The organism is uncultured Eubacterium sp. (genome assembly GCF_934561735.1).
In the GTDB taxonomy this organism is placed as follows: Bacteria; Bacillota; Clostridia; order Oscillospirales; family Acutalibacteraceae; genus Eubacterium_R.
On sequence record NZ_CAKTGT010000004.1, the window covers coordinates 1 to 16,400 of the forward strand.

Consider the following 16,400-nt stretch of genomic DNA (forward strand, 5'->3'; position numbering starts at 1 on the left):
GGCATTTTTTACATAGAAATAAAAGACGGTCAGGTACATGTTGAGCCTTATGAATATTATGACAGAAATGCTATTATCCACATCAACGGTACAAACTGGATTAAGCTCATCAACGGCAAACTCAATCCTGTTGTAGCATTCACAACCGGCAAGCTCTCTGTTGACGGCGATGTAAATGCGGCACTTGAGATGACAAAGTTCTTGGGCTAAAATAAAAATTATATAAACCTACTAAGGCTCCAAATATAAATCAATAAACCGACCAAGGCTCCCCTTTTAATGTCATAAAGGGGAGCTGTCGCACTTTATGTGCGACTGAGGGGTTAAAAGGACTGCGACTGAGGGGTTAACATCGTAGGGGAAGATATTATCTTCCCGTATTCCCGCAGGCGAACACAGTTCGCCCCTACGGTTTTTTAAGCGATAATTTGACACTACATTCTGCAAACCACATCGAAAAATCGATGTGGTTTTTCGATTGTAACACTTCCGTGCGATTTTCATAGTATGAGTTAGAAAACACGAAAGGAGGTCGCACAATGGGTTGTTGCAATAACGGATGCGGTAACTGCAATTGGATTGTTATCCTTATCATCATCCTTCTTTTATGTGGCGGTTTCAACAACAACGACTGCGGTTGCGGTTGTAACTAACGGCTGAGTACACAAAGAGGCTACGGAAAACCGTAGCCTCGATTTTTGTTTTATAATTTGTGTTATGAAGCAAGTGCTCCGACAAGCATCATATAGTCGCCGATTTGAACGCCGAACTCAGGGCCGCCGTCCATAATGAGTTGCTTTTCAGCAGTCATCTTGAACATATCGCCTGTGCCGAGAAGAATCATAAGAGCAGATTTTGGGCAGTCGAACTTCATATTGAAGAACGGCTTTGCTCTCTTGTACTCGCCTCTGCCGGCTCTTGACTTGCCTGCCTTGATACGAATATACGCTGTACATTCAGGATGGCCGATAACCTCCCATTGATAGCAACGGTCAGGTGATTTAAGCGCCCATTCGTGAATGTCGGGATGTCCGAGCTTATTAAGCTGTGAAATACCCGATGAAAGCAAGTAGAAATAAAGCTTGCAAAGAAGAATTGCGGTTGGTTCATCAACGCTGTCAGGGTCCTTGATGCCCAAAAGTGATGACATCTTGAGGAGAACCTGCATAAATTTCAAGAACTTGCCGAAATTCTTAATTCTCAAAGCAGGGAGAAGGTTTGCAACCTTGCCCTTCATAAATTCATTCATCTTTTCCATTGACGGAAAAGCAAGCTCTGCATCAATATTCTTCTGTCCGAGATATTCACCGAGCTTAACAGTCCATTCACCGTTTTCAATAATAAAGTGAACAGCCTCTTTATCTTCCGCATTTACCTTTGCGGAAACCTGATATATTGCATCCACGCCCTCAAACTTCTTTTTAAGTTCCGGAACATCGTTTGCAATAGTCTTTAAGAGTGGCATTGCGCCCGCCATAAAGACTTTATTTGTGTAGCGAACTTCATCGCTTGGCATAATAATACACTCCTTTCGGTTAGATAACAATTGAGATTGGTGAAAATTCCTTAGAACTCATCATCCCAAGCATCGTCTGCCTCAAAGTCAGCGTGCATCATTTCCTGAATTGTTTCCGCGATACCGTTTGCATCAATCTTTGCCATAGCAAGAAGGTCTTCCTGCAAGCCGATTGTTGAGAATGCGTCTTGGTGACCGAGCATTTTGAATGCACAAGCCTTACCCGAAGAAGCAACAACTTCTGCAACAGCTGAGCCCAAACCGCCCATAACTTCGTGGTCCTCAACAGTGATAATACGGCGAGTATCCGAAATAGCCGAAAGTACAGCTTCTTTATCAATAGGCTTGATTGTGTGCATATTAAGAACACGAACCGAAAGACCGCCGTCTGATGCAGCGATACGAGCAGCCTGCATAGCCTCGAATACGCAAGAACCGCAAGCAATAACAGTAATATCTGTACCGTCATTCATAACAGAAGCCTTATCCCAAACGAAGTTGCACTCCTCAGGGCTCTTATAAATAACCTGGTCGAAACCTCTGTTGATACGGATATAAACAGGGCCTTCAATATCATAAGCAGCCTTAACCGCATTGTATGTTTCCGCACCGTCACAAGGGCAAATAACAGTCATATGAGGCAAAGTTCTCATACAAGCCATATCAATAAGTGCATGGTGAGTTGAACCTGCCTGACCGAATGATGTACCTGCGTGAGTTGCAATCATCTTTACAGGAACATTTTGATAGCAAATGTCTGTATGGATTTGGTCAAGAGATCTTGCTGCGGTGAAAATAGCAAATGTTGAAGCAAAAGGAATCAATCCGTTTTTAGCCATACCTGCTGCTACACCGAACATATTTTGCTCTGCGATACCTACATTGAAGAATCTGTCCGGGAACTTTTCACCGAACATACCGATTTTTGTTGATTTTGCAAGGTCGGCTGTAAGAGCGACAACATCTTTATGTTCTTCACCGAGCTCACAAAGAGCGATACCGTAGCATTCTGCTGTTGACAGCTTTGTTGTATCTGTCATTGTATAGGACATACCACCCATATCTTACGCCTCCTTTTCTGCACGAGCACAACGCTCTGCCAAGTATTTATCAAGTGATGCATATGCTTTTGCGAGTTTTTCATCATCAAGTGAACCGTAGTGCCACTTGTAATCGTCCTGCATAAAGTCAACGCCTGCACCCTTAAAGGTGTCCATAATAATAGCGGTTGGCTTGTCGCCGCCGTCCTGATGATTCTTGATAGCGGCTTCAATAGCGTCGTTGAGTTCTTTCATATTGTGACCGTCAACACGGAAAACATTGAAGCCGAAAGCCTCGAACTTCTTATCAAGAGGTTCAACCTTCATTTCATCGTCAACACGACCGTCAATCATACACTTGTTGTTATCGGCAAAAACAACGACATTTGAAAGTTTGAACTGTGCGGCACTCATAGCAGCCTCCCAGTTTGAACCCTCGTTAAGCTCGCCGTCGCCGGTAAGAACATAGTTCATATAGTCAATGCCGTTTACTCTGCCTGCAAGTGCAAAACCTACTGCAAGAGAAAGACCGTGACCGAGTGAACCGGTTGAGCAGTCTACACCTTTAACCTTGTTGCAGTCCATATGCATACCGATTTTTGCACCGGTAAGGTTGAAGATTTTAAGCTCTTCTTCCGGCATAAAGCCAAGGTCAACAAGAACAGGAGCGTAGCCTACTGCACAGTGACCCTTTGAGAGAACAAAACGGTCTCTGTCCGGCATATCCGGATTTTGCGGGTCAATCTTCATAAAACGATGGTAGAGAATTGTCATACAATCCATTGCAGATAACGAGCCGCCTACATGTCCCGAGCCGCCCCATACGGCTGTTTGCAAGCAATAGCGTCTTAATCTGTCTGCCTTTTTTTCAAGGCGGAGCCATTCTTCTTTATCGAATGGCACATAATTTGCTGGCATAAAAATACCCCTTTCAAATTTTAATAAAATAATTTACTCCAAAAAAATTATTTAAGGCCTAATTCAGGATGTCTTGCGGCAACTACGCCGAAAGCATCTTCCGCAATGTCAACAGCGAGTTTGATATCGTCATCGGTAACTGCGGCATTCATAAAGTGGTTGTGGTGAGAAGCAAGGAACAAACCTCTGCTTACGCACTCGGCAATCCATTCCTGATGAAGCATAAGGCTGTCATCATTTGCGATACGAAGATAGAAAAGTGCAGGTTCACCCGAAACTTTAAGGTTGAAGCCGTGTTCCTTACCTGCGGCAACAAGGCCGTCGCAAAGAAGTGTGCCCTTTTCTCTGAACATCTTAGGTGTGTCAAGTCTCTTCATCTTAGGAATACAAGCAAGACAAGCGGCGAACGGCTCGGCACTCATCCAATAAGAACCTGTATATACAACAGAAGAAGCTGTATTTTTCATATGTTCCTGACCGCATACGGCAGACATATTGTAGCCGTTTGCAAGTGCTTTACAGAAGCAGATAAGGTCTGCCTTAAAGCCGTAGTAATGGTCGGAACCTGCAATATCAAGACGGAAGCCTGTACGAACATCATCGATGATAAGAACCATACCGTGATCGTCGCAGAACTTACGAACCTTTGCCCACTGTTCTTTGGTTGCAGTTGTGTTATCAAAGAAGTTACCGTGATCATAAGGCTGTGCGATAAGACCTGCAAAATCGCCGTTTGCTTCGTCATAAGCCTTTTGCATAGCGTCCATATCAAACCACGGAACAACAACATTGTTTTCTACTTCTTCAGGGAGAATGCCCGGATAGTCGGCTTTTTGTGCCCACTGGAAGTCACCGTGATAATATCCCTTGAAGAACATCATCTTCTTTTTGCCGGTATGTGCTCTTGCACACATTACAGAAAATGTTGTGGCATCCGAGCCGTTTTTCATAAAGAATGCCCAATCGGCTGTTGCAACAGTGTCCTTGAGAAGTTCGGCACACTCTACCATCTTATATGACGGAGAAGTTGTGCAGTTGCCCTGCTTGAGCTGTGCCATAGCGGCTGCGTCTACATCCTCATCACAATAGCCGAGAACATTCGGACCGTAAGCACACATAAAGTCAAGATACTTATTGCCGTCTACATCCCAAAAATATGTTCCCTTTGCATGATCGGACATCAAAGGCCATTTTGTAATCGGAAGGAACAAACCTTCAGACGGACCGAGGTGACCGTAAACACCTGAAGGAATTGCGTTGAGGGCTCTGTTGAACCACTCTTGTGATTTTTCGTGTTTGTATTCCGGATATTTACTCATTATGTCGTGTCCTCCTTAGCCCAAATATACAGCAACTCTGTCAAGAATTCTGTTGATATTGTCAATCATATTAATCATACCGGACATATAGATGTTGCCTGCACAAAGTTCTGCCATAGTTGATGCAGTACCGTTGAAAAGTGCGTTTGCAAGTTCTACAGTCTTAAATTCCATTACCGCTCTCGGAGTGTCCGGCTTTTCTTTGATAAGTTCAAGATGATGATCTCTTACTCTGACAGTTACATAGCAAGCGTCTGTAATGCCCATCTGAATGTCACCGTCAGGGATATATGATGCCGAAAGTCTGCTGATTGAATCAACATTACCCAAAGCACAAATTGCACCGCCGATTGTATACATTGTAAGGATGGTTGACTTTTTGAAAAATTCCTTATCCTTCAAATCTTCTTCGCTCGGCATAAGATACTTTGTTAAAATGTTTGTAAGTTTGGTAAACGGACCCATAAGGAATGACAAAACCTGAGCAATGTTCTTTGTAGGAACACCCGGTTTGCTGTCATCGATAAGGGCATTGAATTTTTCAGGGGATGCAAACTTCATTTTGCATGTACAACCGTAATCACCCTCTGTCATTTTACATCCGTCTTGGGTAAAATGATAAGTTACACAAGGACCGTCTGTTACATCAAAGCACAGAGAAACAGGCTTTTTGAGTCCTCGGCAAACTGCTTTTGCTTCGTCAACCATATCGCAAAGATTCTCTAATGTTGCGAGAACACCGTATGCGTTGACAAATGCCATTGATTTTGCTTCTTTCAAAACAATTCCTCCTTTAATCTGTTTGTCGTTGTTAAAAATTAACATACGAACGGCTAATATACAAGAAAATTATAGCATAAATTAATATATTAAGCAACACAATATATTAAATAAATGTAAACTGCCGCAATTTTATACATTTATCACAAAATATGCCATAACTTTTTGTATCAATCTAATACATCATAGTAATTTGAAAAATTATTCATTTTTTCCTCAAACTTTGATTTGCCCGAATTTTCAGGCGGTTTAACAGGATAATTACCTGTAAAGCATCCGTCGCAAAACTTAATATCCGCTTCTTTTGCAAGCTGCTTTGTGGCGTCTACCGAAAGGTATCCGAGAGAATCAACACCGATTTCCTTTGCAATTTCATCAACGGAGTCAAAACGGCAGGCAATGAGATTTTCCTCGCTGTCAACATCGGTACCGAAATAACAAGGGTGCTTGAACGGAGGTGACGAAACACGCATATGTACCTCTTTTGCCCCCGCTTCACGAAGCAAGCTGACAATTCTCGCACAGGTTGTACCTCTTACTATAGAGTCATCTATCATAATAACCCGTTTGCCTTCGATATTTTCCTTGATAACATTAAGTTTGATTCTTACAGCGTCCTCTCTTTGACCTTGTGACGGTTGAATAAACGACCTGCCGATATATCTGTTTTTAATAAATCCGATGCCGTAAGGGATACCGCTTGCGTTTGCATAGCCGAGTGCCGCATCAAGTCCGCTGTCGGGAACACCGATAACAATGTCGGCATCCACAGGATGTTCCTTTGCAAGAAACTCGCCCGCTCTCATTCTCGCTTTTTCAACCGATACGCCGTCAATAACGGAATCCGGTCGAGCAAAGTAAATATACTCAAAAACGCAAAGGCTTGTCTTTGATTTTTCAACATCGTTGCAATGAGTTTTATTCGAATGAACACCGTCGGTATCAACAACAACAATTTCGCCCGGAAGAACATCACGGACAAATCGAGCACCGATTGTGTCAAGTGCACACGATTCACTGCTGACACACCACGCACCATCGGCAGTTTTGCCTATGCAAAGCGGTCTGAAGCCGTTGGGGTCACGAAAAGCAATAAGCTTTGTGGCAGTCATAACTATGCAGGAATACGCACCCTTTATATCGTTCATAGTCTTTTCAACCGCTTCTTCGGTACTCTTTGAACTCAAACGATATTTTACAATAGTATAAGCAATACTTTCGGTATCGGAAGTGCCGTGGAATATTCCGCCTTTAAGCTCCACGGTTTTTCTTATATCATTGGCGTTAACGAGATTGCCGTTGTGTGCAAGTGCAAGATTACCCTTGATATGGCGAATAACAAGCGGTTGAATGTTGTTGTGATTTTTGCCGCCCGTAGTTGAATAACGCACATGACCGATAGCCATATTGCCCATTCCCAAAACTTCAAGTCTTTCCTTTGAAAAAACATCGGGAACAAGGCCGTCACCCTTGTAATGAGTGAACACGCCGTCATCATTGACGGCAATGCCGCAAGATTCCTGACCTCTGTGCTGAAGTGCATAAAGGGCAAGATATGTTGACTGAGCAACATAGGTTGTTTTGTTTTCAAATATACCGAAAACGCCGCATTCTTCGTGTAAATTGTCAAACATTAAATTTCCTCCTAATCAATTATAAACAAAATAATCGGATAGCCGCAAAGCTACCCAATTATCCCATTGTCAGTTTATAAACGCAAAGACACCGGCAGTAAGGCCGCTGAGTCCCATAAGCACTGCCAATATAATTGCTGTAATTTTTATCCAAGTTCTGTTCATTTGATTTTCCTCTTATTTCATAAATTCGCCCGCTGCCGCAACCATAGTATCGGCAAGTGCGTGTGCACTTTCCTTGCTTGTGCCGATTGCGGTGATATAAGCCTTGATTTTAGGCTCCGTGCCCGACGGTCGAACGATAACTTTGTTGCCGTTTACAAGGTCAAAGGCAAGAACATTTGATTTTGGCAAATCTATTGTTTTGGAAGGAGAACCGTCTGCAAATGTTACGGTTGAAGTTTTGTAATCCGAAACGGCGGTTACAGGCATACCGGCAATTTCTTTTGGTGAATCGCTGCGTAAAGTGCCCATAATTGATGCCATTTTGTCCATACCTGCCGCACCCTCAAAGGTGTAAGACTCAACAACATTTGCATAGTAGCCGAATTCCTCATAAAGAGAATTCATAACATCAACAAGGTTCATATTTTTTGTTTTGTAATAAGCCGCCATTTCGCAAATAAGCATTGAAGCGACAACTGCGTCCTTATCCCTTGCGTGAGTACCTGCAAGATAACCGTAGCTTTCCTCAAAGCCCATAACAAAGTCACTTGCTCTGCCCTCTTCCTCAAGGTTGGTGATAAGCTCGCCGATATACTTAAATCCGGTAAGAAGATTTTTAAATGTACAGTTATACTTTTTTGCGATAACTTCTGCAAGGTCGGTTGAAACAAAGGATTTAACAGCAATTGCCGACGACGGCAATGTGCCCTTTGCCTTACGCTCGGAAAGAATATAATTGAGGAGCATCGCACCTACTTCATTACCGCTCAAAAGGACAGGCTCGCCCTTGTCATCGGGAACCGCAATACCCACTCTGTCGCAATCCGGGTCGGTTGCAAGGAGCAAATCGGCGTTGATGGTTTTATTCATCTCAAGTCCGAGTTCAAACACCTGCTTGATTTCGGGATTTGGAAACGGACAAGTCGGGAAGTTACCGTCCGGATTTTCCTGCTCGGGAACAACATAAACATTTTTAACACCGATTCTGTCAAGGATTCGGCGAACCGGCTTGTTGCCCGTACCGTTAAGCGGAGTGTAAATAACCTTCAAATCCGCATTCTTTACAATATCGGGATTGATGCACTGCTTTTGAACCTCATCAAGGAACAATTCGATAACATCCTGACCGATATATTCAATCATACCGTCGGCAACAGCCTTGTCAAAATCAACTTTTTTGATACCGGTAAAATAATCTACCTTTTGAATAAATCCATATGTTTCGGCAGCTTCCTCATCGGTCATCTGATAGCCCTTTGGATTGTAGCACTTATATCCGTTGTACTTGGCCGGGTTATGCGAAGCTGTTAAAATAATACCGCTTGAGGTGTGGAAGTGACGAATTGCAAATGACAGGCAAGGAGTAGGTTCAAGTTCGTCATAAATATACACCTTAATTCCGTTTGCAGCCAAAACGCTTGCCGCTTCCCTGCTGAAATATTCGGACTTAATTCTGCTGTCGTAACCGATAGCCACAGACGGCGACTCGTAATGAGCGTTTAAAAAATCCGCAAGTCCCTGAGTTGCTCTGCCAACAGTGTAAATGTTCATTCTGTTTGTGCCTGCACCGATTACTCCACGAAGACCGGCAGTACCGAATTCGAGCGAACGATAAAATCTGTCCAATATTTCATCATCGTTGCCCTTAATGCTTTCAAGTTCGGCGGTAAGGTCAGGGTCACCCGTTGCCTTTTGCAACCATTCATTATATAAAGCGTTAATATCCATAGCAAACTCCTTTGTATATTTTGGTGTCAATAAAACATAATCCTATTTTAAACTTATTATTGGGTGTTGTCAATATTTCAAATATAATGTATAATAATTATTAACAAAATTTTTGGTGAAGAAAATGAAAAAGAGAATTGCACTGTGGGACAATCTTAAGTTCCTGTTAATTATATTTGTTGTAATCGGGCATTATACCCAACAATTCAGAGCGGATAACGAAATATTACAAAGAATTTATGTATTCATCTATTCGTTTCATATGCCGATTTTTATATTTGTTACGGGTTTGTTTTCAAAAAAAGCCGTGGACGAAAAAAACATTAAAAAAGCTTTGCCGTATCTTACCTGTTTTTTTACGACAACGCTGATACTTTTTATAACAAAAGCATTGCTCGGTTGGGCACCGGTTTTTGAATTGTTCAGTCCGTCGGGAATTTCGTGGTACCTGATGTCAATGTTCTTTATGTTTTTGATAACAATGCTCATAAAGGATTACAAGCCTCAATACATATTTGTGCTGTCGCTCATTATAGGGGTTATGTGCGGATTTGTACAAACAGAAAATCCCGACTTCTTCACTTGGATGAGAACGCTTACATTTTATCCGTTTTTCTGTTTGGGCTACATATCCGACCGAGAGAAAATCGAAAAAGCGACAAACAAGATAAGTATAAAAATCACGGCTGTAATATTTTTTGTTGCAATTTATCTGCTGATATATTTCTATCCAAAGCAAGCAAACAAAATCAGCAGATTAAATACGGCAAGGCACACATATTCGGAATTGGGCAGATTTGCACCATACGGATGGGAGCTGCGGCTTTTGACATACGCAATTTCATTTGCCGCAATATTTTTGCTTATAAGCCTTATTCCGAGGAAAAAAATCAAAGGCTTCACCTCTTTGGGTGAACGCACCCTCGGAATATATATGTTCCATTATGTAATCATATACACTGCCGTATATGTATTAAAGATTCAAAATATATTCAAATCAACATCCGACATCGGATTTGCGTATTTTATTATTTTGATTGCAATATTGACCGCATATATTTGCTCAAACAAAGGATGTAATTATATTGCACAAAAATTATTTTCGGCAAAAGACAAACTGAAAGGATAAATTATGTTTGCTAAAGTAAAAAGCGAAGGACTATTGGGAATAGAAAGCTACGATGTTGAGGTTGAAGCCGACCTCAGCTCGGGCATGCCGAGATTTGACCTTGTAGGTTTGCCCGATGCGGCAGTAAAGGAAAGCCGTGAGCGTGTAAGAGCCTCAATCAAAAACTGCGGCTTTGACTTCCCCGTTTCTCGAATAACGGTTAACATTGCACCTGCAGACATCAAAAAAGCGGGTGCTGTGTACGACTTGCCTATACTTGTTTCAATACTGAAAGCAAGCGGTCAAATCAAAGCAAACTTGGATGATTTTGCATTTATCGGCGAACTGTCGCTTGACGGTGAAATACGCAAAGCAAACGGTGTTTTGCCTATGGTACTTCGTGCAAAAGAAAAAAACATCGGTGCGATATTTGTGCCGTATCAAAACGCATTTGAAGCAAGCGTTGTAAAAGGTATTGATATTTATCCGGCAAAGAGCATAAAAGAGATTGTTGCACACCTTGATTTTGGCAAGCTCATTGAGCCTGTTTCTCACGATATAAACGATAACGATATGCTTAAAGAAGAACTTGATTTTGCCGATGTGCGAGGTCAGGAAGCCGCAAAAAGAGCTATTGAGATTGCCGCGGCAGGCTCACATAACCTGATTATGATCGGACCTCCGGGCACGGGTAAATCAATGCTTGCAAAACGCATAGGCTCAATTCTTCCCGATATGACATTTGATGAAAAGATTGAAACCACAACAATTTATTCCGTTGCCGGAATGTTGCCTGAAAATGTAAAATTAATATCAAAACGGCCGTTCAGAAGTCCGCATCACACAATATCGGCACAAGGACTCACGGGAGGCGGAACAAACCTTCGCCCGGGAGAAATTTCGCTTGCACACAACGGCGTGCTGTTTATGGACGAATTCCCGGAATTTGACAGGCGAACAAAAGAGTCGCTCCGTCAACCGCTTGAAGATTCAAAGGTGACAATCAGCCGTGCCGGAGGCTCAATCAGCTATCCTGCAAACCTGATGGTAATTGCCGCAATGAACCCTTGTCCGTGCGGCTATCTCGGTCATCCCACAACACCGTGCAGATGCTCGGATGCGGCAAAACGAAAATATCAAAACAAAATATCGGGTCCGCTCCTTGACAGAATGGACATACATATAGAAGTGCAAAATGTGGAATACGAAACCATATCAAGCAAGGAAAAGGCGGAAAGCTCGGCTGAAATCAAAAAACGCGTTAACAAAGCGAGAGCGATTCAGCAAAAGCGTTTTGAGGGAACAGGTATTACATGCAATGCAAAAATGACTCCTGCCGCAACGCAAAAATACTGTACAATGTCGCCGCAAGCCGATGCAATGATGAAAAACAGCTTTGAAAAGCTCGGAATGTCGGGCAGAGCGTACGACAAAATTTTGCGTGTAGCAAGAACTATTGCCGACCTTGACGGAAGCGAAAACATTGAGGTTCAGCACATTGCGGAAGCATTGCAATACCGTGCACTCGACCGTAAATACTGGAGCATATAATTAAAGACGGAGATTTGATTTCTCCGTCTTTTATAATAACCCCTTATTTTTGAATATTGACATAGTTTTGCTCATTTGTTCCTCAAAGAACTTCCGCTCAATTTCGGTAAATCCGTCAGGAGATATTTCACCGATATTTTGCACCTTGTTTGCACCGTGGAAGTCAGAGCCTGCCGTGAAGCAGATATTAAGGTTGCTGTACTTTTTGCACCTATCGACAATCAGTTTGCGAAAATCGGCATTTTGTTTATAATGCCACAATTCAACACCGACCGTATCGGTAAAGCCTGCCGCAATTTTTGCAATTTCGTCTGTTTCTTCGTCATCAAAAGCATATTCAACAAAATGAGCAATGCTCGGCATACCACCGCAAAGGGTAATTGCGGCTATACCTTCTTCGTATGTCATTTCCCGTCTTTTAGAAAAATACTTTGATTTTGTATTAATCAAAGTTTTAAACGCATCGCTCACAGACGAAGTTATGCCTTTATCGGTTAAATAGCGTGCAATATGAACACGGTTAACAAAGCCGTCACCGTTCAAAGTTGAAAGAAATTCGCCGTAATCAACATCAAAATCCACAGACAAATTGTCTACAATCTGCTTGATTTGAACTGTTTTAGACTCATTTTCTCTGTCCAAAAGAGAGAGAAGCGGAGCAAATTTTTTACCCGCAAAATCATCGTTAACATTAAAATACCCGAGCAGATGCAGTTTTTTACCGTTATGCTTTGTTGACAATTCAATCCCGGCAATTTTATGTGGCAATTCACAGGTCATTTCTTTTAAAACATCGACACTTTGAATATTATTATGGTCGGTTATTGCAACATATTCAAAATTATTTTTTCTTGCATATTCAACAATTTGCGGCACGGTAAAAGTACCGTCGGAGAATGTTGAGTGCATATGCATATCGATTTTCATAACATCACCGTATCATCAAAAAACTGCCTTGCATTATTATTTGCAAAGCAGTTTGTTTTTATTAATCATCACCGTCTGTTTGATAGTTAAATGACGAAGCATTGTAGCCGAAATACTTTTCAACAAGCGGAGTGAATTCATCGCCGTCGCCGTACTTTTCAGACTTCATTTCACGAATAGCCTCGTTGATTGAATCTTTCCATCCGCTGTTTTTTGCACAGGCAATAACATATTCGATTGTATCAAGTTCACCGTCTATAATATCATAAGTATTTGCCTTTGCACTGTCGGTAGGACAATAAGTAAGTTCATCAATAACAACGGCATCATACTTTGTACCTAAGCTTTTAGTTGATTCATCCAATGTTATAGTTTCAACGGATGCACATCTGTTATAAATCGCAGTGTTTTTTTCAAGTGCCGATTTGGCAACAGTACCTACAACGCCAACCTTTGCACCGTCAATATCATTATAAGTTTTTATATTACTGCCCTTCGGCACAATAGTGATAACTCTGTTTGAAATAATAGGGTCTGTATATGAATAATCTTTGTTGAATGTTCCGCTGTCTTTTGCAACCTTACCGAAAAGAAGACATGCGCTGTACTCTCTTTCGGAGCTGTCATAAAAACCGCCATCCTCTTCAAGGGTATAGCCATCGTTTACCTTTTCAAAACGGTAATTTTTAAGGTCGCCCTTTACACTGTCAAAAATTGCCTCCCACAAGTCAGCCTCAAAGCCGCTTGCTTTGCCGTTTTTAACATTAGTAATAAACGGTGACGCCTCACTTATATATCCGATAATCGCAGTGCCACTGCTGTATTTTTCCGCATTTTGATTTGAACAGCCGGAAAAACACATTGCAATAACGGCAACGGCACAAAGCACTGCACCGATTTTTTTGATAAATTTCATAGGAAAGCCTCCAATCGTATAAAACAATTTTATATTATATTCGCTCCAAAGTCAAGAAATAATGTTCTTTTTTACCTATGTTTTACACTCAACTTTCTTGACAACCAAAATAAAAGGTTTATAATAGATATATCTTATTTCTATTATAAACAGATTAGTAAGGGGAAATATCATGCTATCATTAGACAGAGTATACAAAGCCTCCACCGTTCTCAAAGAAATTATCAGAGAAACGGATTTGATTGCGGCACCTAAGCTTCACCAAGGTTGCAATGTTTACCTTAAAACAGAAAACCTTCAGGTTACGGGTTCATTCAAAATCAGAGGTTCATACTTCAAAATCAGCCAGCTAACGGAAGAAGAAAAGCAAAAAGGCGTTATCGCCTGCTCTGCCGGCAACCATGCACAGGGTGTTGCACTTGCGGCTACCAAAAACGGAATTAAATCAATCATCTGCTTGCCGGACGGTGCTCCTATCAGCAAGGTAGAAGCCACAAAAAGATACGGCGCAGAGGTTTGCCTTGTAAAAGGCGTGTATGACGACGCATACAACAAAGCACTTGAACTCAAAGACGAAAAGGGCCTTACATTTATTCATCCGTTTAACGACCCCGATGTTATTGCAGGTCAAGGCACAATCGGTCTTGAAATTCTCAACCAACTCCCTAATGCCGATGTTGTTGTTGTACCTATCGGCGGCGGCGGACTTATCAGCGGCATTGCCTACACAATCAAACAATTAAAGCCAAACTGCAAGGTATACGGCGTTCAGGCTGCCGGTGCTCCGTCTATGGAACACTCAATCGCAGACGGCGAGATTGAAACCCTCGACACGGTTAACACCATTGCCGACGGTATTGCCGTTAAAACTCCGGGCTCGCTTACATATGATATTTGCAACGAATATGTTGACGGAATCGTTACCGTATCCGATGACGAAATAGCACTTGCAATTCTTACACTTCTTGAACAGCAAAAGCTCATTGCCGAAGGTGCCGGTGCAGTTCCCGTTGCCGCTGTTATGAACGGCAAAATCCCTGATATTGACGGCAAAAATGTTGTTTGCGTTGTATCGGGCGGCAACATTGATGTTACCATTCTTTCAAGAGTCATCGAGCGTGGTCTTAAAATGGGCGGCAGAACAGCCGACATTGTTATTGCCCTTTCGGACAAGCCGGGTCAGCTTTCGGGCGTAAGCCAGATTGTTGCCGAGCAAGGCGCAAATGTTGTTTCCGTTAACTATGACTCAACCGACCTTGATATGAACATTACAGACTGCTATCTTAAAATCGGCGTTGAAACAAGAAACTTTGAGCACATTGTATCTGTTAAAAAAGCTCTTACAGACGCAGGCTTTAAGGTATTGGAATAATCAAAAGGAGATATTAATATGGAATATGTAGCAACAAACAACGCACCAAACGCTATCGGACCTTATTCACAGGCTGTAAAAGCAAACGGTTTACTTTTCACCTCGGGTCAAATCGCTATCAACCCTGCAACCAACACAGTTGAGGCAAAAACAATCGAGGAGCAAACAACTCAGGTTTGCGAAAATCTCAAGGCTGTTGTTGAAGCCGCAGGTACAGATATGAGCAAGGTTGTAAAGACGGTTTGCTTTTTGGCAGACATCAACGACTTTGGCGCTTTCAACGAGATTTACGGCAAGTACTTCACTTCAAAGCCGGCAAGAAGCTGTGTAGCAGTTAAAGACCTTCCAAAGGGCGTTCTTTGCGAGGTTGAACTCATCGCCGAATTATAAAATAAAACACTGTTAACCTAAATAGCCGTCCTAAGTTAAAATGCTTAGGACGGTTTTTATACTTTATACTTTATTTTATTCTTTTCTCAATTTCTATAACAATATCACTCATATTAATATCAAGTGCAGTAGCAATTCTGTAAAGGGTTTCAAGAGTAGGCTTTCTTTCACCTCGTTCAATCGCAGACAAATGTGTTCTTCCTATATCGGCAAGACCACTTAAAACCTCTTGCGAAATCCCTTTCTTTTTTCTAAATTCATGTATAACCTCACCAACGATTTTTGCATCAAGAGTAGGCACAAACATAAAATCACCTCATAATGATTTTATGATAATACTTAATAATTTATGAACACATATGTTGACATTTTGTATACTTATGTGTTAATATAAGCTTATAAAATAAAAGGAGGAGATTTGCTGATGGCAAACAACAATTTTCAACAACAAAACAATCCTGAAGTTCAGCAAGCAGTAAACGCAGCACTGAATGAAGAAAAGAAGAAGAAAAAGAAGAAGAAAAAACTTATTATTTTAGGTGTTATAATTGCTGTAATTATTGTAATTGCAGTTGCCGCTTCCGGTTCAGAATCAAATGATGACACGAACACTTCTTCAAACGAAAACACTACCGTATCATCCGTGAATGCCGAAAAGAAAGAAACTGATGAAAATACTATCGGCGACTTTAAATGTATTGTTAAAGGTGCAAAATTAACAAAAGATTGGGAAGGCAAAGACGCTGTGCTTATCACATACGAATTTACAAATAATTCTGACAGTCCGATAAGCTTTGACGGTGCACTTGACGACAAACTTTATCAAGACGGAATTGAACTTGAAAGTGCAATTTTAAGCAATGACGAAGAAGCGAAGCTGATTGACGCAGTGGATTTAAAACCGGGAATTACAAAGGAAGTAAAGAAAGCATATTCTTTGCGTAACAAAAAATCCGAAATCGAAGTGGAAATTCAAGAAGTATTCTCATTCAGCGATGATATGATTAAAACAACAATTAATCTTTAAACATTAAAA

At 41.5% G+C, this 16,400-nt stretch carries 16 protein-coding genes; 6 read left to right on the plus strand and 10 right to left on the minus strand.

Annotation, left to right across the window (positions count from 1 at the left end; genetic code table 11):
* Positions 1–210, plus strand: a 210-nt coding sequence (locus Q0E08_RS04720; protein ID WP_294777510.1) for an SCP2 sterol-binding domain-containing protein, incomplete at its 5' end; no start/stop codon positions are given.
* Between the two features lie 505 nt (positions 211–715).
* Here the strand turns inward: Q0E08_RS04720 and Q0E08_RS04725 are convergent.
* The 7 genes from Q0E08_RS04725 to Q0E08_RS04755 all read right to left on the minus strand — a co-directional run bounded on the left by Q0E08_RS04725 (position 716) and on the right by Q0E08_RS04755 (position 9,100).
* A complete protein-coding gene (locus Q0E08_RS04725; protein WP_294777512.1) occupies positions 716–1,516 on the minus strand; it encodes a hypothetical protein in 801 nt (266 codons plus the stop codon).
* 50 nt (positions 1,517–1,566) lie between these two features.
* Positions 1,567–2,577: a transketolase family protein gene (locus Q0E08_RS04730; RefSeq protein WP_177665539.1), complete on the minus strand. Its 1,011-nt coding sequence runs from the start codon at positions 2,575–2,577 to the stop codon at positions 1,567–1,569.
* A gap of 3 nt (positions 2,578–2,580) precedes the next feature.
* The gene (locus tag Q0E08_RS04735; protein ID WP_294777515.1) at positions 2,581–3,474 is read right to left on the minus strand and encodes a transketolase; all 894 of its coding nucleotides are present in this window, start codon (positions 3,472–3,474) and stop codon (positions 2,581–2,583) included.
* A gap of 47 nt (positions 3,475–3,521) precedes the next feature.
* Positions 3,522–4,793, minus strand: coding sequence for an aminotransferase class III-fold pyridoxal phosphate-dependent enzyme (locus Q0E08_RS04740; protein ID WP_294777517.1), 1,272 nt, complete (start codon positions 4,791–4,793; stop codon positions 3,522–3,524).
* 15 nt (positions 4,794–4,808) lie between these two features.
* Positions 4,809–5,573: a hypothetical protein gene (locus tag Q0E08_RS04745; RefSeq protein ID WP_294777519.1), complete on the minus strand. Its 765-nt coding sequence runs from the start codon at positions 5,571–5,573 to the stop codon at positions 4,809–4,811.
* A gap of 170 nt (positions 5,574–5,743) precedes the next feature.
* Positions 5,744–7,207 carry an amidophosphoribosyltransferase gene (purF, locus tag Q0E08_RS04750; protein ID WP_294777521.1) on the minus strand — a complete coding sequence of 488 codons (1,464 nt, stop codon included), beginning with the start codon at positions 7,205–7,207 and terminating at the stop codon, positions 5,744–5,746.
* Between the two features lie 177 nt (positions 7,208–7,384).
* The gene (locus Q0E08_RS04755; RefSeq protein WP_294777523.1) at positions 7,385–9,100 is read right to left on the minus strand and encodes a phospho-sugar mutase; all 1,716 of its coding nucleotides are present in this window, start codon (positions 9,098–9,100) and stop codon (positions 7,385–7,387) included.
* Between the two features lie 124 nt (positions 9,101–9,224).
* Between Q0E08_RS04755 and Q0E08_RS04760 the strand changes: the two genes are divergently transcribed.
* Both Q0E08_RS04760 and Q0E08_RS04765 read left to right on the plus strand, forming a co-directional pair.
* Complete coding sequence (locus Q0E08_RS04760; protein WP_294777525.1) at positions 9,225–10,229, plus strand: acyltransferase family protein; 1,005 nt, start codon at positions 9,225–9,227, stop codon at positions 10,227–10,229.
* Between the two features lie 3 nt (positions 10,230–10,232).
* On the plus strand, positions 10,233–11,759 hold the full coding sequence (locus Q0E08_RS04765; RefSeq protein WP_294777528.1) for a YifB family Mg chelatase-like AAA ATPase: 1,527 nt from the start codon (positions 10,233–10,235) through the stop codon (positions 11,757–11,759).
* A 30-nt stretch (positions 11,760–11,789) separates the two neighbouring features.
* On the opposite strand, the gene Q0E08_RS04770 is transcribed toward Q0E08_RS04765, so the two are convergent.
* Complete coding sequence (locus Q0E08_RS04770; RefSeq protein ID WP_294777530.1) at positions 11,790–12,686, minus strand: PHP domain-containing protein; 897 nt, start codon at positions 12,684–12,686, stop codon at positions 11,790–11,792.
* Positions 12,687–12,747: 61 nt separating this feature from the next.
* A complete protein-coding gene (locus Q0E08_RS04775) occupies positions 12,748–13,602 on the minus strand; it encodes an ABC transporter substrate-binding protein (RefSeq protein ID WP_294777532.1) in 855 nt (284 codons plus the stop codon).
* Between the two features lie 172 nt (positions 13,603–13,774).
* Between Q0E08_RS04775 and ilvA the strand changes: the two genes are divergently transcribed.
* On the plus strand, positions 13,775–14,974 hold the full coding sequence (ilvA, locus tag Q0E08_RS04780) for a threonine ammonia-lyase (protein WP_294777534.1): 1,200 nt from the start codon (positions 13,775–13,777) through the stop codon (positions 14,972–14,974).
* 18 nt (positions 14,975–14,992) lie between these two features.
* Positions 14,993–15,364, plus strand: a complete 372-nt coding sequence (locus Q0E08_RS04785; protein WP_177665560.1) for a RidA family protein — start codon at positions 14,993–14,995, stop codon at positions 15,362–15,364.
* A 70-nt stretch (positions 15,365–15,434) separates the two neighbouring features.
* Here the strand turns inward: Q0E08_RS04785 and Q0E08_RS04790 are convergent, their stop codons facing one another.
* Positions 15,435–15,671 carry a helix-turn-helix domain-containing protein gene (locus tag Q0E08_RS04790; protein WP_177665562.1) on the minus strand — a complete coding sequence of 79 codons (237 nt, stop codon included), beginning with the start codon at positions 15,669–15,671 and terminating at the stop codon, positions 15,435–15,437.
* A gap of 117 nt (positions 15,672–15,788) precedes the next feature.
* Here Q0E08_RS04790 and Q0E08_RS04795 point away from each other — a divergent pair, with 117 nt between their 5' ends.
* Positions 15,789–16,391: a DUF5067 domain-containing protein gene (locus Q0E08_RS04795; protein WP_294777537.1), complete on the plus strand. Its 603-nt coding sequence runs from the start codon at positions 15,789–15,791 to the stop codon at positions 16,389–16,391.
* The last annotated feature ends 9 nt before the right edge of the window (positions 16,392–16,400 follow it).

Excerpts from the sequence above, each read along its gene's own strand:
- Q0E08_RS04770 (WP_294777530.1), bottom strand. The coding sequence starts at position 12,686 with ATGAAAATCGATATGCATATGCACTCAACATTCTCCGACGGTACTTTT.
- ilvA (WP_294777534.1), top strand. The coding sequence starts at position 13,775 with ATGCTATCATTAGACAGAGTATACAAAGCCTCCACCGTTCTCAAAGAA.
- Q0E08_RS04755 (WP_294777523.1), bottom strand. The coding sequence starts at position 9,100 with ATGGATATTAACGCTTTATATAATGAATGGTTGCAAAAGGCAACGGGT.
- Q0E08_RS04730 (WP_177665539.1), bottom strand. The coding sequence starts at position 2,577 with ATGGGTGGTATGTCCTATACAATGACAGATACAACAAAGCTGTCAACA.
- Q0E08_RS04740 (WP_294777517.1), bottom strand. The coding sequence starts at position 4,793 with ATGAGTAAATATCCGGAATACAAACACGAAAAATCACAAGAGTGGTTC.
- Q0E08_RS04735 (WP_294777515.1), bottom strand. The coding sequence starts at position 3,474 with ATGCCAGCAAATTATGTGCCATTCGATAAAGAAGAATGGCTCCGCCTT.
- Q0E08_RS04765 (WP_294777528.1), top strand. The coding sequence starts at position 10,233 with ATGTTTGCTAAAGTAAAAAGCGAAGGACTATTGGGAATAGAAAGCTAC.
- Q0E08_RS04775 (WP_294777532.1), bottom strand. The coding sequence starts at position 13,602 with ATGAAATTTATCAAAAAAATCGGTGCAGTGCTTTGTGCCGTTGCCGTT.
- Q0E08_RS04760 (WP_294777525.1), top strand. The coding sequence starts at position 9,225 with ATGAAAAAGAGAATTGCACTGTGGGACAATCTTAAGTTCCTGTTAATT.
- Q0E08_RS04795 (WP_294777537.1), top strand. The coding sequence starts at position 15,789 with ATGGCAAACAACAATTTTCAACAACAAAACAATCCTGAAGTTCAGCAA.
- Q0E08_RS04725 (WP_294777512.1), bottom strand. The coding sequence starts at position 1,516 with ATGCCAAGCGATGAAGTTCGCTACACAAATAAAGTCTTTATGGCGGGC.
- Q0E08_RS04785 (WP_177665560.1), top strand. The coding sequence starts at position 14,993 with ATGGAATATGTAGCAACAAACAACGCACCAAACGCTATCGGACCTTAT.
- purF (WP_294777521.1), bottom strand. The coding sequence starts at position 7,207 with ATGTTTGACAATTTACACGAAGAATGCGGCGTTTTCGGTATATTTGAA.
- Q0E08_RS04790 (WP_177665562.1), bottom strand. The coding sequence starts at position 15,671 with ATGTTTGTGCCTACTCTTGATGCAAAAATCGTTGGTGAGGTTATACAT.